21 protein-coding genes are annotated in these 23,736 nt (G+C 66.5%); 10 read left to right on the top strand and 11 right to left on the bottom strand.

Annotation, left to right across the window (positions count from 1 at the left end):
* Positions 1-77 precede the first annotated feature (77 nt).
* The gene (locus BES08_RS02960; protein WP_008830989.1) at positions 78-743 is read left to right on the top strand and encodes a 2OG-Fe(II) oxygenase; all 666 of its coding nucleotides are present in this window, start codon (positions 78-80) and stop codon (positions 741-743) included.
* 657 nt (positions 744-1,400) lie between these two features.
* On the opposite strand, the gene BES08_RS02955 is transcribed toward BES08_RS02960, so the two are convergent.
* The 4 genes from BES08_RS02955 to BES08_RS02940 all read right to left on the bottom strand — a co-directional run bounded on the left by BES08_RS02955 (position 1,401) and on the right by BES08_RS02940 (position 4,802).
* The gene (locus tag BES08_RS02955; RefSeq protein ID WP_069707686.1) at positions 1,401-1,931 is read right to left on the bottom strand and encodes a DUF1003 domain-containing protein; all 531 of its coding nucleotides are present in this window, start codon (positions 1,929-1,931) and stop codon (positions 1,401-1,403) included.
* 15 nt (positions 1,932-1,946) lie between these two features.
* Positions 1,947-3,542: a lysine--tRNA ligase gene (locus BES08_RS02950; RefSeq protein WP_069707685.1), complete on the bottom strand. Its 1,596-nt coding sequence runs from the start codon at positions 3,540-3,542 to the stop codon at positions 1,947-1,949.
* A 232-nt stretch (positions 3,543-3,774) separates the two neighbouring features.
* Entirely contained in the window at positions 3,775-4,065 is a 291-nt protein-coding gene (locus BES08_RS02945; RefSeq protein ID WP_008832215.1) for a DUF2218 domain-containing protein, read from the bottom strand.
* Positions 4,062-4,802: a PadR family transcriptional regulator gene (locus BES08_RS02940; RefSeq protein WP_231958147.1), complete on the bottom strand. Its 741-nt coding sequence runs from the start codon at positions 4,800-4,802 to the stop codon at positions 4,062-4,064. The genes BES08_RS02945 and BES08_RS02940 overlap by 4 nt, the downstream gene beginning before the upstream one ends.
* Positions 4,803-4,949: 147 nt before the next feature.
* Here BES08_RS02940 and BES08_RS02935 point away from each other — a divergent pair, with 147 nt between their 5' ends.
* Positions 4,950-7,679, top strand: coding sequence for an ATP-dependent DNA helicase (locus tag BES08_RS02935; RefSeq protein ID WP_069707684.1), 2,730 nt, complete (start codon positions 4,950-4,952; stop codon positions 7,677-7,679).
* A gap of 23 nt (positions 7,680-7,702) precedes the next feature.
* A complete protein-coding gene (locus BES08_RS02930) occupies positions 7,703-8,248 on the top strand; it encodes a SixA phosphatase family protein (protein WP_008832212.1) in 546 nt (181 codons plus the stop codon).
* Between the two features lie 191 nt (positions 8,249-8,439).
* Here the strand turns inward: BES08_RS02930 and trxB are convergent, their stop codons facing one another.
* A complete protein-coding gene (gene trxB, locus BES08_RS02925) occupies positions 8,440-9,414 on the bottom strand; it encodes a thioredoxin-disulfide reductase (RefSeq protein ID WP_069707683.1) in 975 nt (324 codons plus the stop codon).
* A gap of 146 nt (positions 9,415-9,560) precedes the next feature.
* Between trxB and BES08_RS02920 the strand changes: the two genes are divergently transcribed.
* Positions 9,561-10,436, top strand: a complete 876-nt coding sequence (locus BES08_RS02920; RefSeq protein ID WP_069707682.1) for an alpha/beta fold hydrolase — start codon at positions 9,561-9,563, stop codon at positions 10,434-10,436.
* Positions 10,437-11,084: 648 nt separating this feature from the next.
* Here the strand turns inward: BES08_RS02920 and BES08_RS02915 are convergent.
* From BES08_RS02915 to BES08_RS32630, 3 genes are all read right to left on the bottom strand, one after another.
* Entirely contained in the window at positions 11,085-11,876 is a 792-nt protein-coding gene (locus tag BES08_RS02915) for a tyrosine-protein phosphatase (RefSeq protein ID WP_231958145.1), read from the bottom strand.
* 208 nt (positions 11,877-12,084) lie between these two features.
* Entirely contained in the window at positions 12,085-12,288 is a 204-nt protein-coding gene (locus BES08_RS02910) for a hypothetical protein (RefSeq protein ID WP_008832158.1), read from the bottom strand.
* 167 nt (positions 12,289-12,455) lie between these two features.
* On the bottom strand, positions 12,456-12,779 hold the full coding sequence (locus BES08_RS32630) for a hypothetical protein (protein WP_156799756.1): 324 nt from the start codon (positions 12,777-12,779) through the stop codon (positions 12,456-12,458).
* A 59-nt stretch (positions 12,780-12,838) separates the two neighbouring features.
* Here BES08_RS32630 and BES08_RS02905 point away from each other — a divergent pair, with 59 nt between their 5' ends.
* The 5 genes from BES08_RS02905 to BES08_RS02885 all read left to right on the top strand — a co-directional run bounded on the left by BES08_RS02905 (position 12,839) and on the right by BES08_RS02885 (position 16,652).
* Entirely contained in the window at positions 12,839-13,219 is a 381-nt protein-coding gene (locus tag BES08_RS02905; RefSeq protein WP_036522849.1) for a winged helix-turn-helix domain-containing protein, read from the top strand.
* Between the two features lie 81 nt (positions 13,220-13,300).
* The gene (modA, locus tag BES08_RS02900; RefSeq protein WP_069707680.1) at positions 13,301-14,077 is read left to right on the top strand and encodes a molybdate ABC transporter substrate-binding protein; all 777 of its coding nucleotides are present in this window, start codon (positions 13,301-13,303) and stop codon (positions 14,075-14,077) included.
* Positions 14,078-14,084: 7 nt separating this feature from the next.
* Positions 14,085-14,786, top strand: coding sequence for a molybdate ABC transporter permease subunit (gene modB / locus BES08_RS02895; protein WP_069707679.1), 702 nt, complete (start codon positions 14,085-14,087; stop codon positions 14,784-14,786).
* The gene (locus tag BES08_RS02890) at positions 14,776-15,408 is read left to right on the top strand and encodes an ATP-binding cassette domain-containing protein (protein WP_036522841.1); all 633 of its coding nucleotides are present in this window, start codon (positions 14,776-14,778) and stop codon (positions 15,406-15,408) included. Before modB ends, BES08_RS02890 begins: the two co-directional genes overlap by 11 nt.
* A gap of 89 nt (positions 15,409-15,497) precedes the next feature.
* Entirely contained in the window at positions 15,498-16,652 is a 1,155-nt protein-coding gene (locus BES08_RS02885; protein WP_069707678.1) for an NmrA family NAD(P)-binding protein, read from the top strand.
* Position 16,653: 1 nt separating this feature from the next.
* On the opposite strand, the gene BES08_RS02880 is transcribed toward BES08_RS02885, so the two are convergent.
* The 3 genes from BES08_RS02880 to BES08_RS02870 form a co-directional block, all read right to left on the bottom strand.
* Entirely contained in the window at positions 16,654-17,811 is a 1,158-nt protein-coding gene (locus tag BES08_RS02880; RefSeq protein ID WP_069707677.1) for an isovaleryl-CoA dehydrogenase, read from the bottom strand.
* Positions 17,812-17,904: 93 nt separating this feature from the next.
* The gene (locus BES08_RS02875) at positions 17,905-19,416 is read right to left on the bottom strand and encodes an MFS transporter (RefSeq protein ID WP_069707676.1); all 1,512 of its coding nucleotides are present in this window, start codon (positions 19,414-19,416) and stop codon (positions 17,905-17,907) included.
* A gap of 195 nt (positions 19,417-19,611) precedes the next feature.
* Positions 19,612-20,646: a LacI family DNA-binding transcriptional regulator gene (locus BES08_RS02870; RefSeq protein WP_069709135.1), complete on the bottom strand. Its 1,035-nt coding sequence runs from the start codon at positions 20,644-20,646 to the stop codon at positions 19,612-19,614.
* A 276-nt stretch (positions 20,647-20,922) separates the two neighbouring features.
* On the opposite strand from BES08_RS02870, the gene BES08_RS02865 reads away from it, so the two are divergent.
* Positions 20,923-23,703, top strand: a complete 2,781-nt coding sequence (locus BES08_RS02865) for a TonB-dependent receptor (RefSeq protein ID WP_231958143.1) — start codon at positions 20,923-20,925, stop codon at positions 23,701-23,703.
* Positions 23,704-23,736: the final 33 nt, after the last annotated feature.

The raw sequence follows: 23,736 nt of genomic DNA, 5'->3' as shown, positions 1-23,736 counted from the left end.
TGTCCTACGACGATCCGGCAGACTGATACTTCACACGGGCGATTGAACTCCCGGCGAATGCGGATAGTCTGCCTGTCATGACAACGCCCGCCCATCCCGACTGCAAGGCTCTTGCCCGTATCGGCGCGGCAGTGCGGGAACGGCTGGCAGCCGAGCCCGGCATCCGTCGTTTCCCGGAAGAACGCGCGGAAATCTACGCCATCGACGGCTTTCTCGCGGCGCCGACTTGCGCGCGCCTGATGACGCTGATCGACGGTGTCGCCTGCCCGTCCAGCTTGGTCGATGGAACGTCCTGGCCGGATTACCGCACCAGCTATTCGGGCGACATCGACGAAGCCGACGAATGCGTCCGCATTCTCGAAGCGCGCCTCTCGGCGGTAACCGGCATATCGCCCATGTGCGGAGAAGCGGCGCAGGGCCAGCGCTACCTTTGCGGGCAATACTTCAACGAACATTGCGACTGGTTCGATACGGCCGCCGGTTACTGGCGCGACGAACGGCGCTGCGGCGGACAGCGCAGCTGGACCGCCATGGTCTATCTCAACACGGTAGACGAAGGCGGCATGACCGATTTCACCCGCGTCGCGCTCAGCATTCCGCCTTGCGCCGGTACGCTGCTCTTGTGGAACAATGCCCTGCCCGACGGTTCGCCAAATCCATGGACCATGCATGCGGCACGGCCGGTGGTGCGCGGCGTCAAATACGTCGTCACCAAATGGTTCCGCACACGGGCATGGCAATGATGTCTTGACATTTATAACCAAATAGGTTATATGGCCCAGCATCCGATCCGGCGATGATCACGCTGGAGAGGTGTATCGGGTCGGCGTCGTGGGCCGGGATGCGGTTTCAGCCGTAGCTACGCAACCCACGCGTCCGTTCGAAGACCCGGACTGTCTCTGCGCTACCGGAAACGCCGTCCATACGTTCCTGCGACATACGGCAGGGCATGGGAGGGCCATCCCGGATAGCCTTCGGCCGATAACGATGCGAACCCTAACGACGGCCACATGGGACTTTCCGATGGAATACAGGTCGAGCCGGGCTGCACCGTGAGTTACCCGGCCGCTCGCCAGAGCTTCACGGAAAACAAAACCCCGCGTCCCTGCTTGGACGCTCCCGACGCCGACCCGATGTTCACTTCGGTTGCGTTGATTTCCCCGGCGTAATGGCCCGCACTCGCCAGCGGGTGTTTTTGCGTGCGCTGACTGCACGCACACCCCCGTCATCCCAGCGAAAGCTGGGACCGCTGGCCTGTTACGGCCAACTAGCGTCCGGACGCCCTGCCGAGGGTTGGGCTTTGCGCGGCCAGCGGTCCCAGCTTTCGCTGGGATGACGACGTTGGGTATGCCGACGTTGGGGATGGTGACACGCGCGCATCCTTCCCACGGGGGCAGGATTCAGGTGTCTTCGCCGCTCCGCGCACAATCCCGATTGTCGAGGTACGCGAACAGATGATCCATCCGCTTGTGCAACCGGATGATCTCCAACTGCGTGCGCAAGTTGACTTCGTAGTCATGCCGCGCCGCGATGCGATCCTTGTCGGAGGCGCGGTTCTGGCTCATCATGATGACCGGCGCCTGAATCGCCGCCAGCATCGAGAGCATCAGGTTGAGGAAGATATACGGGTAGGCATCGAAGGGGTGCAGCCCGAATGCCTCCAGAATGCGGCTGTTCACCAGCATCCATCCAAACAGGATCACACCGAACGCGATGATGAAGCCCCAGGACCCTCCGACGGCCGCAACGCGATCCGCCAGCCGGTCGCCGAAGCTGGCGTGGAGCGCCGCTTCCTCCTGCGCATCCAGCCCCATCACCTGACCAGAGGCGATGCGCTGCAGCACCCGTCGTTCCTCGGCATCGACATCGTTCAGAGTGCGTCCGAGCAGTTCCTCGCAGAGCTGTTCGGGCGTCAGGTCGGTCCGGTGCATCGCGTCTCCGTCAGGTCAGGCAGCAAGCGCCTCGGCAATCAGCAGCCTCGTTTCGGGAACGCCGTAAAGGGCGATAAAGCTCCCCATCCGCGGCCCCTGCGGCGATCCGAGCAGCGTTTCATACAGCGCCTTGAACCAGTCGCGCAGGTTTTCGAAGCCGTAAGCCTCGTTCTTGCCGATCTCGTACACGATGTTCTGCAGGTCTTCGGCCGAGGCCCCGTCCAGCGAAGCCAACTGCGTATCGAGGTCCTTCAGTGCCGCCGCCTCGTTCTCCGTCGGCGCACGGCGATGAAGGGTCGGCGCGATGAAGTCGCGATTGGTGGCGAGCGCGGCGCGGACCATCTCTGCAAGGTCCGGATGCGCTTCGGGGCTGGCCTCGGCCACATAGTTGCCGAGGTAGGACCACACCTGCTCCGCCGTCGCGTCCGCGCCGAGCACGCCGACGAGGTTGAGCAGCAGCGAGAACGTCACCGGCACGGTGTCGCCCGCACCTTCACCACCGCCATTGGCGCGCAGCAGGTGCCAGGTCGGATTGCCCAACTGCTTGTCGAGCGCCTGCCCGGCGAGGTTGCCACGGAACTGCCAGTATTCGTCGACCGCCTTGGGGATCACGCCGGCGTGGAGCTGCTTGGCGCTCTTGGGCTCGCGGAACAGGTAGAAGCCGAGCGACTCCTCGGTGCCGTAGGTCAGCCACTGGTCGATGGTCAGGCCATTGCCCTTGGACTTCGAGATCTTCTCGCCGTTCTCGTCGAGGAACAGTTCGTAGATCAGCCCCTCGGGCTTACGCCCGCCGAGAACCTGCACGATCTTGCCCGACTGGGTGACCGAGTCGGTCAGGTCCTTGCCGCACATCTCGTAGTCGACACCCAGCGCAAACCAGCGCATCGCCCAGTCGACCTTCCACTGCAGCTTGGCCTTGCCGCCGAACGCCGACTGCTCGACGACGGTGCCGTCCTCGTCGGTGAAGCGGATCAGGCCGGTCTTAGCGTCGACGACCTCGACCGGCACCTGCAACACCACGCCCGTGGTGGGCGAGACCGGCAGCACGGGCGAATAGGTCCGGCGGCGCTCCTCGCGCAGCGTCGGCAGCATGACATCGAGGATCGCCTGGTTGCATTCGAGCACCCGCGCCAGCGCGGCGTCGAACGCGCCCGAATTGTAGCGGTCACTGGCCGAGACGAACTCGTAGTCGAAGCCGAAGCGGTCGAGGAATTCGCGCAGCATCGCATTGTTGTGATGCGCGAAGCTCTCGTGCGTGCCGAACGGATCGGAGATGCGGCTGAGCGGCTTGCCGAGGTTGGCGGCGAGTACGTCAGCATTCGGAATGTTGTCCGGAACCTTGCGCAGCCCGTCCATATCGTCGGAGAACGCGACAAGCCGCGTCGGCGCGCCGCCGGTCAGCGCCTCGTAAGCGCGGCGGACGAGCGTGGTGCGCAGGACTTCCTGGAAGGTGCCGATATGCGGCAGGCCCGAGGGACCATAGCCGGTCTCGAACAGCACCGGCGCGCCGTCCGGTTTGCCCTGCGGGAACCGCTTGAGCAGCTTCTGGGCCTCCTGGAAGGGCCAGGCCTTGGACACACGTGCGGCTTCGATCAGGGCATTTTCAGTCATGGCCCGCGCTCTAAGGCGAAATGCGCGATTATCGCAAGGGTTCAGTCGATGGCTCACGTACTCCAGCACCAAAACACGCCGTCATCCCAGCGAAGGCTGGGACCGCTAGCCGCGTAAAGCCCAACCCCTCGGCCGGGCGCCCTGACGATAGTTGGCAATAACAGGCTAACGGTCCCAGCCTTCGCTGGGATGACGGCGTATGAGGAGGAGCGTTCAGCCCCTCCTTGCACGCTCAGTCCCGCCACGCCCAATCATAGACCAACGCGTCCTCGCGGAACGCGAACCGGTCGATGTGACGGGCGACCACGTCGGTCAGGCCCTGCACCGCGTCGCGGTCCTCGCCGGTGATGGTGATGGCGATGCCTTCCGCATCGGCGTCCATCACGGTGACGGCATTGGGGAACGTCACCGTTCCCTTATCGCCGTCCACTGCGGTTTCCAGCTTGTGGCTCCAGTGCTTGCAGAGCTGGCGAACGTACTTGCCGCCATTCGGTGTCTTCACGGTCGCGGCGATGGTGCTCACTTCTCGATCCTTTCGATCTTGCGGGTGGCCTCGTCGATGACATCCGCGATCTGCAGGATGAAATCACGATCAGCCCCTTCGGTCGAGAGCCGGTCGAACACCGCCGTCTTGAGCGCGTGGAACGCCCGGCGCACCGGCGCCGGATCGACCCGGTCGCGTTGTGCGGCAAGCGCCCCGAGGCGGCCCTTGAGTTCGGCGAACTTCTCCGCATCGGCCTCGGCCTTGGCGCGACCTTCGGCGGTGGCCTCGAAAGCCTTGCGGGCGCTGTCGCCGGAGACCGGGGCGATCAGGCCGGTCTCTTCCATGTAGATCAGCGCGGGGTAGACCACGCCCGGGCTCGGCGCATAGTCGCCGCCCGAAAGCGCCTCGATCTCGCGGATCAGTTCATAGCCGTGGCGCGGCGCCTCGACGATCAGGGCGAGCAGCAGGGTCTGCAGTTCGGCCTGGTCGAACAGCCGCTTGCGACGACCGCCGCCGCGCGGACCGTCAGGACCACCGCGTCCGCCGCGACCTTCAAAGCCGCCACCGAAGCCGCCGGGAAAGCCCTTCCCGAACCCGCCACCAAGCGGTCCACGGGCCAGCCCGTACAGGCCGTGCCTGCCGCCGTGGCGGCCAAGCATCGCGCGCAAGTCTTCGGCGCCTTCGGCCATCGCTGCCATCATGTCCTCGCGCCCGAAGCGGCGCTCTCCACCGTGACGGCCGCGTCCGCGACCGTGGTTGCAATCTGAGTTTCTCATCATTCGTTCCATATGTTTCATGATGGTCTTAAGATATATCTTGAGTGAAATCAAACAAGAGGGAAATTTGTATCGAGCCGTAATTTTTTCCGTGGAGCGCGAGAGCCCGGCGTTTCCAATTCCGCCCCCCGTGCCTAATGAGAGGCCATGGCCGCCCTGCCCCTCCCTGCCCTCCACGCCAGTCATGGCGGCTGCTGGCTGCGCGAGAAGGATCTGACGGGCCTCGGCACCCGCCCTCTTTCCAAGGGCGAGGCGGTGATGGCCGCCGCCGACACGCCGCTGCTGATCCTCAACGCGCCCCTGCTGGCGACACGGCTGGGCTATCCGGACCTCTCGGGGCTGGACCTGCTGGAGCTTTACGCCTTCGTCCATCCGGCGCGCTTCGTGGTGCCGACGCCCAAGGGCCTTGCCCATGCCCTCGGCCTCGCCGAGCCGGAGGGTGATTCCGATGTGCCGCGCCTGCTGCAGGAAGCGGCCGGCGCCCTGCTCGACATGTGCGAGAACGGCGCATGGTCGGAACGCGAGGGCGCGTGGACCTCGCTGCAGTCGCTGGTGCGCATGCGCTGGCCCTGGGCCACGCTGCTGACCGGCCGCATCCGCAAGCCCGAACGCGCCGAACGCTGGCTGTTCACCCGCCTGCCCGAATGGGAGGAAACCCCCGAAGTCCCCCAGCCTCGACAAGTCGTGCTGGAGGACGAGGAAGTCCTGCAGCGCCTCGCCAGCCTCACCGGCAGCGCCGCCGAGCAGCGCCCCGGCCAGCGTGCCTATGCGGTGGAGACCGCCCACGCCTTCGCCCCGCGCGAACGGTCCGGCCGCCCGCACGTCCTGCTGGCGCAGGCGGGCACCGGCATCGGCAAGACGCTGGGCTATCTCGCCCCCACTTCGCTGTGGACCGAGAAGGCGGGCGGCACCGTCTGGGTCTCCACCTATACCAAGGCGCTGCAGCGCCAGCTGCGCGCGGAAAGCCGCCGCGCCTGGCCCGAGCGACGCGCCGACGGCACCCGTCCGGTCGTAGTGCGCAAGGGCCGCGAGAACTACCTCTGCCTGCTGAACCTCGAAGATGCGCTGCAGGGTGGCTTCAACGGGCGCGCGGCGATCCTCGCGCAACTGGTGGCGCGCTGGGCGGCGTACTCGCAGGACGGCGACATGATCGGCGGCGACCTGCCCGGCTGGCTCGGCACCCTGTTCCGCCAGCGCGGCATCGCGGCGCTGACCGACCGACGCGGCGAATGCGTCTACGCCGGGTGCCCGCATTACCGGAAGTGCTTCATCGAGCGTGCGACCCGCGCCAGTGTCGGCGCCGATCTCGTGATCGGCAATCACGCCCTCGTCATGGTCAATGCCGCGCGCGGCCGCGATCCGGCTTCCCGCCCGACCCGCGTGGTGTTCGACGAAGGCCATCACGTTTTCGACGCCGCCGACTCCACGTTCGCCGCCGCACTCACTGGCGCCGAGGCGATCGAACTGCGCCGCTGGGTGATCGGCCCGGAGAAAGCCTCCAAGGGCCGCCGCCGGGGCCTCTCCGCCCGCCTCGCCGACGTCGCCAGCTACGACGAGGCAGGCGCCAAGGCCATCGCCGCCGCGCGCGAGGCCGCAGAGGCACTTCCCGGTGACGGCTGGATGGGCCGCATCGCCGAGAACGCCGCGAGCGGGCCGCTGGAAGAACTGCTCGCGGCGGTGCGCGCCACGGTTTATGCGCGTGACGAAAGCGGCGGGCAGGAAGCGGGCTATGGCCTCGAAACCGAAGCGGCCAGCCTCGAAGGTTCGTTCGTTGAGATCGCGCAAGGCGCCCGCGCGGCGCTGGCGGAACTGCGCCAACCGCTGATCCGCCTCGGCATGCGTCTCGAAGCGCTGCTGGAGGAGCCGCCCGACTGGCTCGACGGACCGGGGCGCGCCCGCATCGAAGGCGCACGCCACTCGCTGACATGGCGCGTCGATACGCTGGGCGCGTGGGAATCGCTGCTCGACCGCATGGGCGGCCCGGCCGATCCCGAATACGTCGACTGGCTCGCCGTCGATCGATCGGAAGCGCGCGAGTTCGACATCGGCATCCACCGCCGCTGGCTCGATCCGATGAAGCCGTTCGCGCAAGTCGTGCTCGAACCGGCGCACGGCGTCGTCATGACCTCGGCCACGCTGCGCGACGGCGAGGACTGGGCCAAGGCCATCGCCCGCTCCGGCGCGACGAACATCGAGGTGATGCCGCGCCTGTCGATCCACCAGAGCCCGTTCGACTACGCGACGCAGGCCGAAGTGCTGATCGTCACCGACGTGCTAAAGGGCGACATTCCCGCCCTCTCCGCCGCGTTCGGCCGCCTGATCGAAACCTCGCGCGGGGGCGTGCTCGGCCTGTTCACCGCGATCCGGCGGCTGCGCGCGGTCTATGGCCGCATCGCCGACCGGCTCGCGCGCGGAGGCCTCCCGCTCTACGCGCAGCACGTCGATCCGATCGATACCGGCACGCTGGTCGACATCTTCCGCGACGATCCCGCCGCCTCGCTGCTGGGCACCGATGCCTTGCGCGACGGGGTGGACGTTCAGGGCGATTCCCTGCGCCTCGTCGTGATGGAGCAAGTGCCCTGGCCGCGCCCGACGATCCTGCACCGTGCCCGGCGTCTGGCGGGCGGCGGCAGCGCCTACGACGACACGCTGATCCGCGCCAAGCTGGCTCAGGCGTTCGGCCGCCTCATCCGCAGCCGCGAGGACCGGGGGCACTTCGTCGTGCTCTCGCCCGCGTTCCCCTCGCGCCTGCTCTCCGCCTTCCCGGCAGGCACACCGATCCGCCGGGTTACGCTGGAGGAGGCTTTACAGCGCGTGGCCGGTCATGCTCAAGGAGCCGCAGCGGACCGGGCGGAAGACTCGCAGTCGCTATCCTGATCCGCTGTTGTAGAGTTGGCCCCATGAAAATCCTCGGCATCTTCCGTCACGCCAAATCGGACTGGACCGATGCCCGTCTGCGCGACTTCGACCGCCCGCTCAACAAGCGCGGGCGGGTCGGGGCGGGTGTCATGGGCAAGCACATCCTCGAACACGGTGTAGGCTGGCGCTACATCCTCGCCTCGCCCGCCGTGCGCGTCACGCAGACGATCGAGCTTGCCGGTGAAGCGGCCGGAGAGACGCCGCCCGTCACCTGGGACCGGCGCATCTACCTCGCCAGTTCGGCAGCGTTGATCGATGTGCTGAAAGATCAGGAAACGGACCCGCGCTCGATCCTGCTGGTCGGGCATAATCCGGGGCTGGAGGATCTGATCTTCGACCTCGTGCCGGATGATGGCTCCAGTCCGTTGCGCGATGTGGTTGAGGACAAGTTCCCCACCGCTGCCTATGCGGTGGTGGAACTGGACATAGAGCACTGGTCTGACTTGCGCGAAGGCTGCGGTCGGCTGACGCATCTGGTGCGCCCGCGCGACCTCGATCCCTCGCTCGGGCCGAGCCTGACCGAGTAACACCGCGCCAGGGCATACAAGCACCCGTCATCCCAGCGAAAGCTGGGACCGCTGGCAGTGCTTGAGGCGAAACCTATCGTCGAAGTGCCCTGACGCTGGCTCACGCCTAAAGATTTTCCAGCGGTCCCAGCCTTCGCTGGGATGACGGGCGTTTTGCTGGGAACGGGGAGAGCATTGCCCTCCCCCCGAAATCACCCCTGCACCGTCTCCGTAATTCCCGCCAGGTGCAGCTTGTGCGCGAGATACCGCTCGGCATCGAGCGCGGCCATGCAGCCCACGCCCGCAGCGGTGATCGCCTGACGGTAGACATGGTCCGACACGTCGCCCGCCGCGAAGACGCCGGGAATGGCGGTCTTGGGGGTGCCCGGCTCGACGATCAGATAGCCGGTGTCGTCCATCGCCAGCTTGCCCTTGAACAGCTCGGTCGCGGGCGCGTGGCCGATCGCGACGAAGGCGCCGTCGGCCAGCAGCTCGCTCTGCTCGCCGGTCTCGGTGTCGATCAGCGCTAGAGCGCGCAGGGCGCCGTTCTCACCCGCGAGGAAGCGGTCGACCTTCTTGTTCCAGACCGTCGTGATCTTGGGGTGCGCGAAGAGGCGATCCTGCAGGATCTTCTCCGAACGCAGCGAATCGCGGCGGTGCACCAGCACCACCTCGGTCGCGTGGTTGGTGAGGTAGAGCGCTTCCTCAACCGCGGTGTTGCCGCCGCCGATCACGACCACCTTCTTGCCGCGATAGAAGAACCCATCGCAGGTCGCGCAGGCCGAGACGCCCTTGCCCGAAAGTTCCTGCTCGCCGGGGACGCCCAGCCACTTGGCCTGCGCGCCGGTGGCGATGACGAGGGTGTCGCCTTCGTAGATATCGCCGCCGTCACCGGTCGCGATGAAGGTGTCGCCCGAAAGATCGACGTTGGTGATCGTGTCCCACATCATGCGGGTGCCGACGTGGACCGCCTGCGCTTCCATCTCCTGCATCAGCCAGGGGCCCTGGATGACCTCGCGGAAGCCGGGGTAGTTCTCGACGTCGGTGGTGATGGTCAGCTGGCCGCCGGGCTGCAGGCCCTGCACCACGATCGGCTCCATCCCCGCGCGCGCGCCGTAGATGGCGGCGGAAAGTCCGGCCGGGCCGGAACCGATGATGAGCATGCGGGTCTTGTGCGTGGTCGCCATTTCGTAACTCTCGCGTGAAATCCTTGGCCCGCGAGATAGGGCCTTGCGCCTCGCTCGCCAAGCGCTGCGGCGGAAAAGCATTACTTTCATCCCCGCAAATTCGCCCTTGGATTGACCTGTGCGGCGCGCGTCCCCATCCAACGAGGATGAAGAACCAGCTCGGCCCCACCTCGAACCGTTTCGTCTCGCAGCGCCTGCGCCTGCACTATGTCGATTGGGGCAATTCCGATGCCCCGCCGCTGATCCTGCAGCATGGCGGGCGCGACCACTGCCGCAGCTGGGACTGGGTGGCCGAGGAACTGCGCCGCGACTGGCACGTCATCTGTCCGGACCTGCGCGGCCACGGATGCGCGCGTGTCACCATCCCAAACGCCGGCATCATGGACGCCTTCGTCTACGACTTCGCGCAGCTGGTGCATACCCTCGGGCACGAGCAGGTGACGATCGTAGCGCACTCTCTGGGCGGCAACATCGCGACGCGCTTCACCGGGCTGTTCCCCGAGAAAGTGGCGAAGTTCGTCAACATCGAGGGCCTCGGCCCGCCGCCGGCCAAGCATCGCGCGCAGGAGAGCGAGGGCGCGGGGCCGCGCCTGCGCAAGTGGGTGGAAGACAAGCGCAAGGCCTCGGCTCGCACGGTACGCAAGTACGCCTCCCTGCGCGACGCCTACCAGCGCATGAAGGAGGAAAACGGCTTCCTCACCGACGAACAGGCCCGCCATCTCACCATCCATGGCGCCACCCGCAACGAGGACGGCACCTGGAGCTGGAAGTTCGACAATTACCTGAACGTCTGGACCGCCTCGGACCTGCCCACCGATCACATCGTCGAACTGTGGCGGGCGATAACCTGTCCCACGCTGATGCTGTGGGGCAAGGACAGCTTCGCCGCCAGCCCGGCAGGCGACGGACGGATGGAGTTCTTCCCGAGCGCGCGGCTGATCGAGTACGAGAACGCCGGGCACTGGCTCCACCACGACCAGTTCGACCGGTTCATGGGCGATGTGCAGGCGTTTCTGGCATAAGTTACTCCCCCCGTGGGAAGGATGCACGCGCGTCGCCATCCCCAACGTCGGATCCCCAACGTCGTCATCCCAGCGAAGGCTGGGACCGCTGGCCGCGCAAAGCCCAACCCTCGACAGGGCGTTTGAACGATAGTTGGCCGTAACAGGCCAGCGGTCCCAGCTTTCGCTGGGATGACGAGGTTGGGCGTGCAGTTAGCGCACGCGGAAATACCCGCTGGCGAGTGCGGGCCATTACGCCGGGGAAATCAACGCATCCGAAGTGAACATCGGGTCGGCGTCGGGAGCGTCCAAGCAGGGACGCGGGGTTTTGTTTTCCGTGAAGCTCTGGCGAGCGGCCGGGTAACTCACGGTGCAGCCCGGCTCGACCTGTATTCCATCGGAAAGTCCCATGTGGCCGTCGTTAGGGTTCGCATCGTTATCGGCCGAAGGCTATCCGGGATGGCCCTCCCATGTCCTGCCGTGTGTCGCAGGAACGTATGGACGGCGTTTCCGGTAGCGCAGAGACAGTCCGGGTCTTCGATGGACGCGTGGTTTGCGCGATCGCGGCTGAAACCGCATCCCGGCCCACGACGCCGACCCGATACACCGAAGCAATGTGATCTGCACCGCTCCGGATGCTGGGGCATATAACCCATTTGGTTGCCAATGTCAAGTCTCAACAAGAGCCGCAAGCATTCGTTCCCGCTTTACGGCATCCACGCCCAGCGCCTGTTCCAGATAGGCATCGAACGTGCCGTATCGTTCCTCGACCGCTTGCCACGCGGCTTCCAGATAGTCGGGCTCGACGCCCATCAGCACCTGCAGCACGGCATCGTCGAGTTGGCCGGTGATCGCCCGGATCGCCTCCGCACCCGAGGCGATGCGCGCCTTGACGTTTCCGGCACTGTTGGTGAGCAGATAGTCCGCCATGATGTCATCGCGGTGGATACCCAGCGCAGCGTGCAGCATCGCGACCGCAATCCCGGTGCGATCCTTGCCCGCCATGCAATTGACCAGGCTGGGTCCCCGCCCCCGCGCCAGTTCGTCGAACCAGTCCCGTATCATCGCCTGCAGTTCAGGCCGGAAGCAGATGCCCCCGTAATTGCGCGTCAGGCTCTCGCGCGTGGACTGCGCGGTACGCTGCCGGGTCGTCTTCGCCGCGGCCAGATGCGGGGCGTGGCGCAAGTCCGGATCGTTGGCGAAGAACACTCGCGCGGCGAATGTCTGGGGGCGGCGGCAGGGATGCACACTCCGTTCCCTGGACGTCCGCAAGTCGAAGACGCTCGTGAGCCCAAGCGCGGCGATATGCTCGAGGTCTGTATCGCTTGCACCGTGATGCTGGCCGGATCGCCACACCACCGCGCACTTCATCTTCCCGCCCGCAGCAACCGCATAGCCGCCCGCATCGCGGAAATTGTGCACCCCTTCAAGGAGCAGGATACGATCGTTCAAGCGACCCACCGAGCCTCCAGCCATTGCCGAACAATAGCCGTGTTCAGTATCTCTTCTCACACGATCGGGACAGGCTTTTCAGGAACGCCGGGGCGACGATCACCGCTTGCCGACATGCACAAGGCGCGTGCTGCGCAGATGACCTCGGACGCGGACGTGAGCTTGCGGCGGTAGGTAAAACAGTCCGGAGCCGCGCCATCGGACGCGGCACGAACGGTCAGGCCAGAAGGAAGTACCCAAGCGCGGCCCAGCAGGCCATGCAAAGCAGGATCGCGATCGTCAGGCCGCGCCCGTCATGCTCCTCACCACGGTCCATGCGCTCTGCGGCGTAGACCATGCCCGCCGACAGGCGCGTGGAGAAATCGCGTCCGCTATCAGGGATACGTTCGAAACGGAGAATATTGTCGTCAGCGACCTTCATAACGCATCCTCAAATGGTCGAGGCGGTTGTCACGCGTGGTTCCCGCGCCATGGCCGCCCGGATCAATCCCGAAAGGGTGCGCCTGTTGACGTCACTCCGATTTCTTTGCTGGGACAAGTTCTACCAGAATCCGTCGCTTTGTTCCAGAATATCCCGAATGCCTCACATCATTTTAATCCCCAATGCGGCAGCGATATTATACTCATAACGAAGGTAATTTTCGTACCGATTGGTGAAATATCCGCACTAAGAAGGTGGAGGGCGTTATTGCGGTGCAAAACGATCGCAAGCCCCGGAAATGCGGTCCAACTGCAATCGTTGCGCAAGTCCGGGATACCGGTTTCGCCGCAGGGCAGCAGCAACAGAACGCGGCTGCGGCGAATCTCGCGGACCGCACGGAGAACGACGACGCGACCGTCGCCCCTGCGCCGGTTTTCCGTCCGGCTGTTCCGCCGCCGCGCCGAGGTGATTCGGGCGGCGCGACGGATCATCGGCGGTTAAGCTCTCCGCCATCTTGCTGCCGACGCAAGCGCGGCCTAGGAACGGGGCCATGACCGCTCACCCGCGCCTGAAGATCAAGATCCAGATCCATTCCGGCGACGAGATCGCGATGGGACCGGGAAAGGCCGACCTTCTCGATGCAATCCGCGAACACGGATCGATCTCCGCCGCAGGGCGCGCGATGGCGATGAGCTACCGCCGGGCGTGGCTTCTGGTCGATGTCATGAACCGCTGCTGGGATGCCCCGCTGGTCCAGACCGCCCCCGGCCGCGCGGCGACGAGCGGCGCGCGGCTGACCGAACTCGGAGAGGCGGTGCTCGCCCACTACCGCGCCTTGCAGGATGGCATCGCGCACGCCGCGCGCGGTCCCGACTACGACGCGCTCGCCGCACGCCTGCTGCCCGAGCCGCGCGCCTCGCAGAAGGATTGAACGGCGCCTTACCGCGCCCGGCTTGCAATCGACCACACGCGATATACTGTCGAATACAATACGCCTTCCCGGAGATTTGTGATGCGCAAGTTCGTGGCCCTGCTGCTGGCGGTCCTGGCCGTCCTGTACGGAGCCGCCGCTCCCGTTAGCGCGGCTTCGGGCGGACAACCGCCGCTGGTGCTGGCCGCGGCGAGCCTGCAGGAATCGATGAACGCCGCCGCCGACGCCTGGGCGCGCAAGGGGCATCCGCGCCCGCGCATCTCGTTCGCCGCGTCCTCCGCGCTTGCCCGCCAGATCGCCTCGGGCGCTCCGGCGGACCTGTTCGTCTCCGCCGACGAGCCGTGGATGGACGACGTGCAGGGCAAGGGACTGGTGCGCAAGGGCACGCGCGTCTCATTCCTGCGCAACGACCTCGTGCTGATCGCCCCGCGCGCCAGCACTATCCGCCTGCGGATCGGGCGCGGCATGCCGCTGGCCAGGGCGCTCGGCAACGGGCGGCTGGCGATCGCCGACCCTGCGGGCGTTCCGGCGGGCATCTACGGCAAGCAGGCGCTGACCCGGCTGGGCGTGTGGCCCTCGGTTCAGGACCGGCTCGCCCCGGGGGACAGTGTGCGCGGCGCGCTCGCTCTGGTGAGCCGGGGCGCCGCGCCGCTCGGCATCGTCTACGCGACGGACGCCCGCGCCGATCCCGGCGTGCGCGTGGTCGGCACCTTCCCGCCCGCGAGCCACGACCCGATCAGCTACCCGGTCGCCACCCTTTCCTCCTCCCGCAACCCGGAAGGCGAGGGATTCCGCCGCTACCTGATCTCGGCCGAGGGCAAGGCGCTGTTCCGCCGCTTCGGCTTCGGGACGAAGTAAGCCACAGGTGAACCCGCTTTCACCGGCCGAATGGGAGATACTGGTTCTCTCGCTCAAGGTCGGCGGTGTCGCCATAGCGGCGGCGCTGCCGGTGTCCTTCGCGCTCGCCTGGGTGCTGGCGCGCTGGCGCTTTCCGGGCAAGGTGCTGGTCGATGCGATGGTCCATCTGCCGCTGGTGCTGCCGCCGGTCGTGACCGGCTGGCTGCTGCTGCTGGCCTTCAGCCCGAACGCCCTGCTCGGCGGCTTCCTAGAGCGCACGCTCGGCCTGACCTTCCTGTTCCGCTGGACCGGCGCGGCGCTGGCCGCCGCCGTGATGGCGCTGCCGCTGATGGTGCGCGCGATGCGCCTCTCGCTGGAAGCGGTCGACCGCCGACTGGAGAGCGCCGCGCGCACGCTCGGCGCGGGGCCGTGGCGCACCTTCGTCACCGTCACCCTGCCTCTCAGCGCCAATGGGGTGCTGGCGGCGCTGGTGCTCGGCTTCGCGCGCTCGGTCGGGGAGTTCGGCGCGACCATCACCTTCGCCTCCAACATCCCGGGCGAGACGCAGACCCTGCCGCTGGCGATCTACAGCGCGCTGCAGGTGCCCGGCTCCGACCTGCAGGTGGCGCGTCTCGCGGGACTTTCGGTCGCGCTGTCGGTCGCGGCATTGGTGCTGTCCGAATGGCTCGCCCGGCGCAGCGGGCAGGAGCGGGGTCGCCATGTCGTTTGACGTCGCCCTCACCCTGAAACGCGGCGAGCGGCGGATGGACTATGCCTTCGTCGCCGGAGCGGGCCTGACGGCGCTGTTCGGCCCCTCCGGTGCAGGCAAGACCAGCCTGCTCGACGCCGTCGCGGGCCTGCTGCGCCCGGCGGAGGGACGCATCGCGGTCGCCGGAGCCACTCTGTTCGACAGCGCCGCGCGCATCGACCTCCGGCCCGAGAAGCGGCGCTGCGGATACGTCTTCCAGGACCTGCGCCTGTTCCCCCACCGCTCGGTCCGCCGCAACCTCGAGTTCGGCCGCCGGGAGGGCTCGACGCTCGACTGGGATCATACGCTCGACCTGCTCGGCATCGCCGGATTGCTCGACCGCATGCCCGCGACGCTGTCCGGCGGCGAGGCCCAGCGTGTCGCAATCGGGCGCGCGCTGCTGTCCGCGCCCGAATTCCTGCTCATGGACGAGCCACTCGCATCGGTCGACGTGGCGCGGCGCGAGGATATCCTGCGCCTGATCGAGCGCATTCGCGACGAACTGCGCCTGCCGATCCTCTACGTCAGCCACGACCGCGCGGAAGTGGAGCGGCTCGCGCAGACGATCGTGCCGGTTGCCGGTCCGGGGATTGACGCGGCCTGAGCGCACCGCAAGTCTGGTAACGGGACTTGTCAGTTCTCTCGCGCCGGGCGTCCGCGTATGGGCGTCGCGCGGAAAAACGGAGGGAATCAATGCGCATTCTGGTGGTGGGACCGACGGGCCGGACAGGCAGTCATGTGATCGACGCACTGCGCGGCCGCGATCCCGACGCCGATATCCGGGGCCTGTGCCGCTATCCACAGGAGCCTGCGCGCGCGATCGAAACGGTCCCCGGCAATCTCGACACCGGCAGCGCCAAGGCACGCGCCATCGAGACTGTTCCCGGCAACCTCGATACCGGCACCAGCAGGAAGCGCGCCATCGAGACGGTCCCGGGAAATCTCGATACGGGAAGCGCCAGGGCACGCGCCATCGAAACCGTTCCCGGCAACCTCGACACCGGCAGCGGCAAGAAGAAGCGCGCGGTGGAACTGGTTGTCGACCCGCTCGAAGGCAGCATCGCCATGTCGCGCGCGATCGAGACGGTGCCCGGCAATCTCGACACCGGCACGCGCCGCGCCCATTCCATCACCTGCCTGACCGGCGATCTCGAAAACCCTGCCGACCGTGCGCGGGCGGTCGAGGGCATCGACGTCGTCATCCACTACGCCCCCGCCTTCCACCCGCGCGAAGCGGCGATGGGCACCGGGATGATCGACGCGGCGGTGGCGGCGGGCGTCTCGCGCTTCATCTACGTCTCGGCGCTGCATGCGCAAGTCACCAGCGTGCCCGGTCATGCCGCCAAGCTGGCGGTCGAGGCATACCTCGCGGAATCCGGCCTCCAATGGACGGTGCTGCGCCCGCAGACCTACATGCAGAACATCGATGTCGCCGCCGTGCTGGAAGCCGGTGCGCTGGACCTGCCCTTTGCGCTCACGACGCGGCAGGGCTATCTCGACATGGCCGATCTGGCGGATGTGGTCGCCAAGGTCGCGAGCGAGGACGGCCATGCCCTCGCGACTTACGATCTGGCAAGCGACGAGGCGCTGAGCACGGCGGAGATCGCAGCCCTCGTCACCACAGTGAGCGGACGATCGGTGACTGCTGGGGAACTCCCCGTCGCACAGCTCGTCGCCGGACTGGAAGCGGCAGGCCCTGCCTTTGCTTACGTCGCCGATGCGGTCACGCGCCTCAACGCCTGGCAGGCCCGCAGTGGCGGCCGGGGCAACCCCGGCGCGCTGCGCTGGCTGCTCGGCCGCGAACCTGCGAGCTTCGAGGACTACGTGCGCCGCAGTCTGACCGAATAGATCAGCCTGCGCCGATCAGTTCGCGGCCGATGAGCATGCGGCGGATTTCGTTCGTGCCTGCGCCGATGTCGAGCAACTTGGCATCGCGCAGGTAGCGTTCGACCGGCCAGTCCTTGGTATAGCCTGCGCCGCCCAGTGCCTGCACCGCCTCGCCCGAGACGCGGAAGGCGTTCTCGCTCGCCAGCAGGATCGCGCCCGCTGCGTCGAAGCGCGTGGTCTGCCCGGCATCGCAGGCGCGCGCCACGGCATAGACGTAGGCGCGCGCGGACTGCAGCGCGACGTACATGTCCGCGACCTTGGCCTGCATCAGCTGGAACGCGCCGATCGGCTTGCCGAACTGCCTGCGCTCGCGAAGGTAGGGAATGACGGTGTCGAGGCATGCCTGCATGATGCCAAGTTGAAGGCCCGCCAGCACCACCCGCTCATAGTCGAGCCCGCTCATCAGCACGCCGACGCCGCCGTGCAGCGGCCCCATGACGTTCTCTTCCGGCACCAGGCAGTCGTCGAACACCAGCTCGCACGTGGGCGAACCGCGCATGCCCATCTTGTCGATCTTCTGGCCGATGGAGAAGCCCGGCATGCCCTTCTCGATCAGGAAGGCGGTGATGCCTTTGGAGCCCTCGCCGGTCTTGGCATAGACGACCAGGGTATCGGCATAAGTGCCGTTGGTGATCCAGAACTTGGTGCCGTTGAGGCGGAAGCCTCCAGTAACCGCATCGGCGCGCAGTTTCATGCCGACGACGTCGGACCCGGCGCCCACCTCGGACATGGCGAGGCTGCCGATGTGCTCGCCCGAGATCAGCTTCGGCAGATACTTCGCCTTCTGTTCCTCGGTGCCCCAACGGCGGATCTGGTTGACGCACAAGTTCGAATGCGCGCCGTAGGACAGCCCGACCGAGGCCGATGCGCGGCTGACCTCCTCCACCGCGATGACGTGTTCGAGATAGCCCAGGCCGATGCCGCCCCACTCCTCCTCGACCGTCAGGCCATGGAGGCCCAGCGCGCCCATCTCGGGCCAGAGATCGCGGGGGAACCAGTCTTCGGCGTCCACTTTCGCGGCGATGGGGGCGATCCGCTCGTCAGCGAAGCGCGAAACGCTTTCGCGGATCATCTGCGCGCTTTCGCCCAGAGCGAAGTCGAAATCGGGGGTGGCGCGCATGGGTTCCTCTCCTCTGGCTGCCTGATCTTTGACAACGCTCCTAGAGCAATATCGATGCAGCGCGAAGACGGAATATTACGAGAACCCGCGCAATTATGTCTCCGCACCAATTCTCAGCGAGGCGAGCGCCGCGACCAGCAGAGTGCCCGCTGCGAAGGCCATCGTCCAGATCGGCTCGCCGGGAAAGAAGGCCTTCATGATCGAGCCCATCACCGTCGCGACCAGCAGTTGCGGCAGCACCACGAAGACGTTGAACAGGCCCATGTAGATGCCGAGCTTCGACTGCGGCAGGCTGCTCGCGAGGATGGCGTAAGGCATCGCGAGGATCGAGGCCCAGGCGATGCCGATGCCGATCTCGCACGCGATCAGGGCCTTGGGATCGCGCAGCAGCAGGAACCCGGCAAAGCCCAGCGCTCCCGCCACGAGGCACAGCGCATGCGTCCGCGCCTTGCCCAGCCGGGCCGAAAGCATCGGCAGCAGCGCCAGCGCGGCGATAGCCGCCACGCCGTTGTAGACCGAGAACAACACGCCGACCCAGTTGCCCGCTTCCTGATAGGCAGCACTCGCGGGGTCGGCCGATCCGAAGTGGTACTGCGCCACTACCGGCGTCGTGTTGATCCACATGATGAACAGCGCCGACCAGCTGAAGAACTGCACGAAGGCGAGCCGCTTCATCAGCGGCGGCATTCCCGCGAAGTCACCGACGATCCCTGCCAGCATCGAAGCACTGCGGCCCGAGCGCGCAAGGCCGATAGCGGCCATGATGGCGATGCCGTAGCCTGCGAGGAGCGCGGCGAGGAGATAGACTTCCTTCTCCAGAGCCCATGCCTTGACGAGCGCCGCAACGACAGCACCGGCGACGATCCACGGCAACCCGTTCCAGATCGGGCGCCCGGCGAGTGCAGCAGCACTGGCGCCCTCCGCCTCCTGCGCATCCCCGAACGCCGCTTGCTCCTCGGGCGAGTATTCGCGCGTCGTCAGCACCGTCCAGAGCACGGCAGCCAGCAGCGCCAGTCCCCCTGCCCAGAAGCTGTAGCGTACCGTATCGGGAATCTCGCCGAGCGCCGCCGCGTTGGAGACGCCGAAGTGCTCCAGCGCATAAGGAAACAGCGACCCCACCACCGCGCCCGCGCCGATAAAGGCGGTCTGCACGGCATAGCCCGCCGTGTGCTGATCCTTGCGCAGCATATCGCCCACGAAGGCGCGGAAGGGCTCCATCGAGACGTTGAGGCTGGCGTCGAGCATCCACAGCAGCAGCGCCGCCATCAGCAGGCCCGACGAGGATCCGGCGCTCTCCGGCATCGCCAGCAGCGCGATCGTCGCCAGCACCGCGCCCGCCAGGAAATAGGGACGGCGACGACCGAGGCGCCCCAGCCACGTCCGGTCTGACATGTGACCGACGATGGGCTGGACCAGCAGGCCGGTCAGCGGCGCGGCGACCCAGAGCGCGGGGAGATCATCGATCCCCGAGCCCAGCGACTGGAAGACGCGGCTCATGTTGGCGTTCTGCAGCGCGAAGCCGATCTGGATGCCGAAGAACCCGAAGCTGATGTTCCACAGCCCCGCCCAGCCCTGCCGGGGTTTCTCCGAAGCCATGTCCGTCATCGCATCCCTTCCCTAAGCTCGCGGACTTGACGCCGCGCAGTCCGCCCGCCTTGCACGATGCGCCGGATGCGACAACATGCATACGAATGCCTAGCCGGTCATGCCCAAGCTGATCCGGATGAAACCGGCACCCGTTCCTTCCCGCTCAGGCTGAGCTTGTCGAAGCCCCCTCGACAAGGCACCTGCCTAACTACGCTACCCCGCCGTGCTTCGCCGCACCACCAGACGCGCCGGCAGCGTGCGCGAGGGCGCCGCGCGGTCCGCGATCTGGTCGGCCAGCGTCTCGACCAGAATTTCTCCGGCGCGCCTGAGGTCCTGCATCATCGTGGTCAGCGGCGGGTTGGTCATGCTGGCAGCGGGAAGGTCGTCGAAGCCCATCACCGCCACGTCGCCGGGGATCGACAGGCCCGCCTCGCCCAGCGCGCGCATGGCGCCGATGGCGATGAGGTCGCTGGCCGCGAAGACGGCGTCGAAAATCACCCCTTCGCCAATCACCTCGCGCATCGCCGCATGGCCCATGTCCTCGAGGTTTACCACGTCGCGTTGCAAGCGCGGGTCCACCGTCACCCCCGCCTCGCCGAGCGCCTCGCACAGCCCCCGGTAACGATCGGCAAACTCGGGATAATGCTCATCCGCCTGCCCGAGAAAGACGATGCGCCGACGGCCAAGGCCGAGCAGATGCTCCCCAGCCAGCCGCCCCGCGCCGAGGTTGTCGGAACCGACCGTCGCCCCGATATTGACCTCGTCCACGCTGCCCCAGCGCACGAAGTGCGTGCCCTGCCCGACCAGTTGGCGCAGACGGCTCTCGTAAAGCGTATAGTCCCCGTAGCCGAGCAGGATCAGGCCGTCGGCGCGGTGGCTGTCCTGATAGCGCACGTGCCAGTCGTCCTCCAGCTTCTGGAACGAGATCAGCAGGTCCAGCCCCCGGCTGGCGCACTCGCGCGTGATCGCGCCGAGCATGGCGAGGAAGAACGGGTTGATCTTGGAATCGTCGGGCGACTGTTCCTCGAAGAACAGCAGCGCGATCGTGTTCGAACGCTGCGACCGCAGCGACGAGGCGTTCTTGTCCACCGAGTAGTTCAACTCGCGCGCGATCGCCTCGATCCGCTCGCGCGTAGCGGCGCTGACCGACTTGCTCCCCCGCAGCGCGCGGCTGACGGTGGGCTGCGAGACACCGGCGCGATAGGCGATGTCGAAGCTGGTCGGGCGGTTGGTCGGCTTGCGTCCCATGGTCTCCTCCACCCGATGCTGCGCCGCAACAATGCCACAGTACCAGGTAGCTAACTTCATATAATCACGTAATTACGCGGTATCCTGATCGTTGCACGGAAGACACGCCGCGTTTCCCTCCGGCATCTACGTATACGTATGCCATATTATGCGCAACGTAGGACCGCCTTAAGCAGAGGGGGTCGAATGGAGTCGCGGCAGAAATGCACGGGCTCATCAGGAGGAGATGCCGGGCGCCAGGTGTGCTGTCCCGGCCAGAACAGGGGAGGACACTTCATGTCGCTTCGTAACGAGTTTTCGGCCGCGGGCACTTCGTCCCGCATGGCCATCGCCGCCGCCATGATCGCGGCTGCCCTTCCTGCCGCAGCGTGGGCGCAGGACGCCGCCCCGGCGGAGGACAACGCCAGCGCCGACACCATCGTCGTCACCGGCTACCGCGCATCGCTGCTCAACGCGATCAACCAGAAGCGCAACGCCGAGCAGATCGTCGAGAGCGTCTCGGCCGAAGACATCGGCAAGCTGCCTGACGCCTCGATCGCGGAATCGATCGCCCGCCTGCCAGGCCTGACCTCGCAGCGCGTCAACGGCCGCTCGAACTCGATCGCCATCCGCGGCTTCGCGCCGGACTTCTCGACCACGCTGCTGAACGGCCGCGAGCAGACCTCGACCGGCGACAACCGCGCGGTCGAATACGATCAGTATCCGTCCGAAGTCGTCAGCGCCGTCAACGTCTACAAGACGCCGATGGCCAGCCTCGTCGGCCAGGGCCTGTCGGGCACCGTCGACATGCGCACGATCCGTCCGCTCGACACCGGCAAGCGCGTCATCTCGGTCGGCGCGCGCGGCACTTATGCCGATCTCGGCAAGCTGAACGCGGGCTCCAAGGACAAGGGCTACCGCCTCAACGCCACGTACGTGGACCAGTTCGCCGATGACACCATCGGCATCGCGCTGGGCGCCAGCTATCTGAACGAGCCTTATCAGGTCCAGGAATTCAACTCCTGGGGCTATGCCGACACGCCCGAAGGCGACAAGGTCATCGGCGGCTCCAAGTCCTACGTGACCTCGACCACGCTCAAGCGCCTCGGCCTCAACGGCACGCTGCAGTGGAAGCCGACGCCGAACCTGACGATGACGCTCGACGGGTTCTACTCGAACTTCAAGGACAACCAGGTCAAGCGCGGCATCGAACTGCCGCTGTACTACGACCCCGACACTGCCTCGCTCGCCAATGCGACGGTGACGGACGGCATGGTCACCTCGGGCACCTTCAACGGCGTCAAGAGCGTGGTGCGCAACGACCTGTTCCAGCGCCACGCGAAGCTCTATTCGTTCGGCTGGAACACCAAGTGGGAAGGCGACGACGGCTGGAAGGCGTTCTTCGACGTCAGCTATTCCAAGACCGACCGCAGCGAACTGACCATCGAGACACTGGCCGGGACCGGCCGCAACACGATCGGCGCGCTCGACAGCATCGGCTTCACCATGACCGACAAGGGCGCGGTGTTCTCGCCCAGCCTCAACTACGGCGACTACAACCTGATCCTGCTGACCGGCCCGCAGGGCTGGGGCGGCGATCAGACCGCCGTGGACGGCACCAAGATCCTCAACGGGCAGGACGGCTACTACAACAATCGCCACATCAAGGATGAGTTGTGGCAGTACCGGGTCGAGGTCGAGCACGAGTTCGAGAGCGGCCTGCTCCACTCGTTCCAGGTCGGCTGGAACTACACCAACCGCTCCAAGACGCTGGTTCCGGAAGAGTATTTCCTCGGCCTGAAGGCCAATACCGATGGCCTCACCAGCGTCACCATCCCCGAGGAATACCGCCTCAAGGGCGAGACGCAGCTCAGCTACCTCGGCCTCGGTCCGGTCGTCAGCTACGATCCGGCAGCGCTGGTGCGAGACGGCATCTATAACCTTGTCGCGAACCCCTACGGCGACGTCATCGTCAAGAGCTACGCCATCCGCGAGCGCCTGATGACCGGCTATATCCAGGGGAACCTCGATGCCGACATCGGCTCGGCGCACCTGACCGGCAACTTCGGCGTGCAGGCGCAGTGGACCGACCAGAACTCGGTCGGCGCCGGTGCCATCCTGCTGCAGCCGCCGGTGAACCCGAACGGCTCGCCCAACATCGGCGCCCGCGTCCGCAAGGTCAGCACCGACTATCTCGACGTGCTGCCCAGCCTCAACCTCTCGCTGCGCTTCCCGAGCGACACCGTGATCCGCTTCGCCGCCGCGCGCGAGATCATCCGCCCGCGCCTCGACGACATGCGCGCCTCGGAGAAGTTCGACTACACGATCACCGGCAACGTGGCCCAGGTCACCGGCGAGTCCGGCAACCCATACCTGCGTCCCTGGCGCGCCAATGCGCTCGACCTGACGTTCGAGCAGTACTTCGGCGGCAAGGGCGTGATCGCGGCGCAGTTCTTCTGGAAGGACCTGAAGAGCTACATCTACAACCAGCAGTCCACCGTGCCCACCGACAGCCTCGCGCTGCAGGACCCGGGCGCAGGCGTGGTGCTGTCGCCGACCGCGCAGTACACGATCCCGGTCAACGGCAAGGGCGGCAAGCTCTACGGCGTCGAAATCGCCACCACCCTGCCGTTCGAGACCATCATTCCGGCACTCGAAGGCTTCGGCGTGACCGGCTCGGTCGCCTATACCAAGAGCAAGATCCAGGCGACGCCGGACTCGCCCTCGGGCGATCTGCCGGGCTATTCGAAGTGGGTCGCCAACGGCACCGCCTACTTCGAGAAGTGGGGCTTCAACGCACGCGGTTCGGTGCGCTACCGTTCGACGTTCCTGGGTGAAGTCTCCGGCTTCGCCGCCAACCGCGTACGCCGCCGCGCGGCTGCGGAAACGATCGTGGACGCGCAGATCGGCTACGACTTCCAGGCCGGTAGCGCGCTGGAGGGCCTGTCGCTCTACGTGCAGGGGCAGAACCTGACCAATGCGCCGTTCATCACGACCAACCCGGGCGATAGCCGCGAGGTCATCGACTACCAGACGTACGGCCGCCGTTTCCTGGCCGGTTTCACGTATAAGTTCTAACTCCCCCGGCGCCGCGATGGAACCCTCCTCCTC

Origin of the sequence: Novosphingobium resinovorum, assembly GCF_001742225.1 — a bacterium.
Taxonomy (GTDB): Bacteria; Pseudomonadota; Alphaproteobacteria; order Sphingomonadales; family Sphingomonadaceae; genus Novosphingobium; species Novosphingobium resinovorum_A.
The sequence above is the reverse complement of the archived record's forward strand: the minus strand, read 5'-3'. Positions and strand labels throughout refer to the sequence as shown.

Bases quoted from the DNA above. Each gene is read 5' to 3' on its own strand.
- BES08_RS02960 (WP_008830989.1), top strand. From the start codon at position 78: ATGACAACGCCCGCCCATCCCGACTGCAAGGCTCTTGCCCGTATCGGC.
- BES08_RS02955 (WP_069707686.1), bottom strand. From the start codon at position 1,931: ATGCACCGGACCGACCTGACGCCCGAACAGCTCTGCGAGGAACTGCTC.
- BES08_RS02950 (WP_069707685.1), bottom strand. From the start codon at position 3,542: ATGACTGAAAATGCCCTGATCGAAGCCGCACGTGTGTCCAAGGCCTGG.
- BES08_RS02940 (WP_231958147.1), bottom strand. From the start codon at position 4,802: ATGAGAAACTCAGATTGCAACCACGGTCGCGGACGCGGCCGTCACGGT.
- BES08_RS02935 (WP_069707684.1), top strand. From the start codon at position 4,950: ATGGCCGCCCTGCCCCTCCCTGCCCTCCACGCCAGTCATGGCGGCTGC.
- BES08_RS02930 (WP_008832212.1), top strand. From the start codon at position 7,703: ATGAAAATCCTCGGCATCTTCCGTCACGCCAAATCGGACTGGACCGAT.
- trxB (WP_069707683.1), bottom strand. From the start codon at position 9,414: ATGGCGACCACGCACAAGACCCGCATGCTCATCATCGGTTCCGGCCCG.
- BES08_RS02920 (WP_069707682.1), top strand. From the start codon at position 9,561: ATGAAGAACCAGCTCGGCCCCACCTCGAACCGTTTCGTCTCGCAGCGC.
- BES08_RS02910 (WP_008832158.1), bottom strand. From the start codon at position 12,288: ATGAAGGTCGCTGACGACAATATTCTCCGTTTCGAACGTATCCCTGAT.
- BES08_RS32630 (WP_156799756.1), bottom strand. From the start codon at position 12,779: ATGATCCGTCGCGCCGCCCGAATCACCTCGGCGCGGCGGCGGAACAGC.
- BES08_RS02905 (WP_036522849.1), top strand. From the start codon at position 12,839: ATGACCGCTCACCCGCGCCTGAAGATCAAGATCCAGATCCATTCCGGC.
- modA (WP_069707680.1), top strand. From the start codon at position 13,301: ATGCGCAAGTTCGTGGCCCTGCTGCTGGCGGTCCTGGCCGTCCTGTAC.
- BES08_RS02890 (WP_036522841.1), top strand. From the start codon at position 14,776: ATGTCGTTTGACGTCGCCCTCACCCTGAAACGCGGCGAGCGGCGGATG.
- BES08_RS02885 (WP_069707678.1), top strand. From the start codon at position 15,498: ATGCGCATTCTGGTGGTGGGACCGACGGGCCGGACAGGCAGTCATGTG.
- BES08_RS02880 (WP_069707677.1), bottom strand. From the start codon at position 17,811: ATGCGCGCCACCCCCGATTTCGACTTCGCTCTGGGCGAAAGCGCGCAG.
- BES08_RS02875 (WP_069707676.1), bottom strand. From the start codon at position 19,416: ATGACGGACATGGCTTCGGAGAAACCCCGGCAGGGCTGGGCGGGGCTG.
- BES08_RS02870 (WP_069709135.1), bottom strand. From the start codon at position 20,646: ATGGGACGCAAGCCGACCAACCGCCCGACCAGCTTCGACATCGCCTAT.
- BES08_RS02865 (WP_231958143.1), top strand. From the start codon at position 20,923: ATGTCGCTTCGTAACGAGTTTTCGGCCGCGGGCACTTCGTCCCGCATG.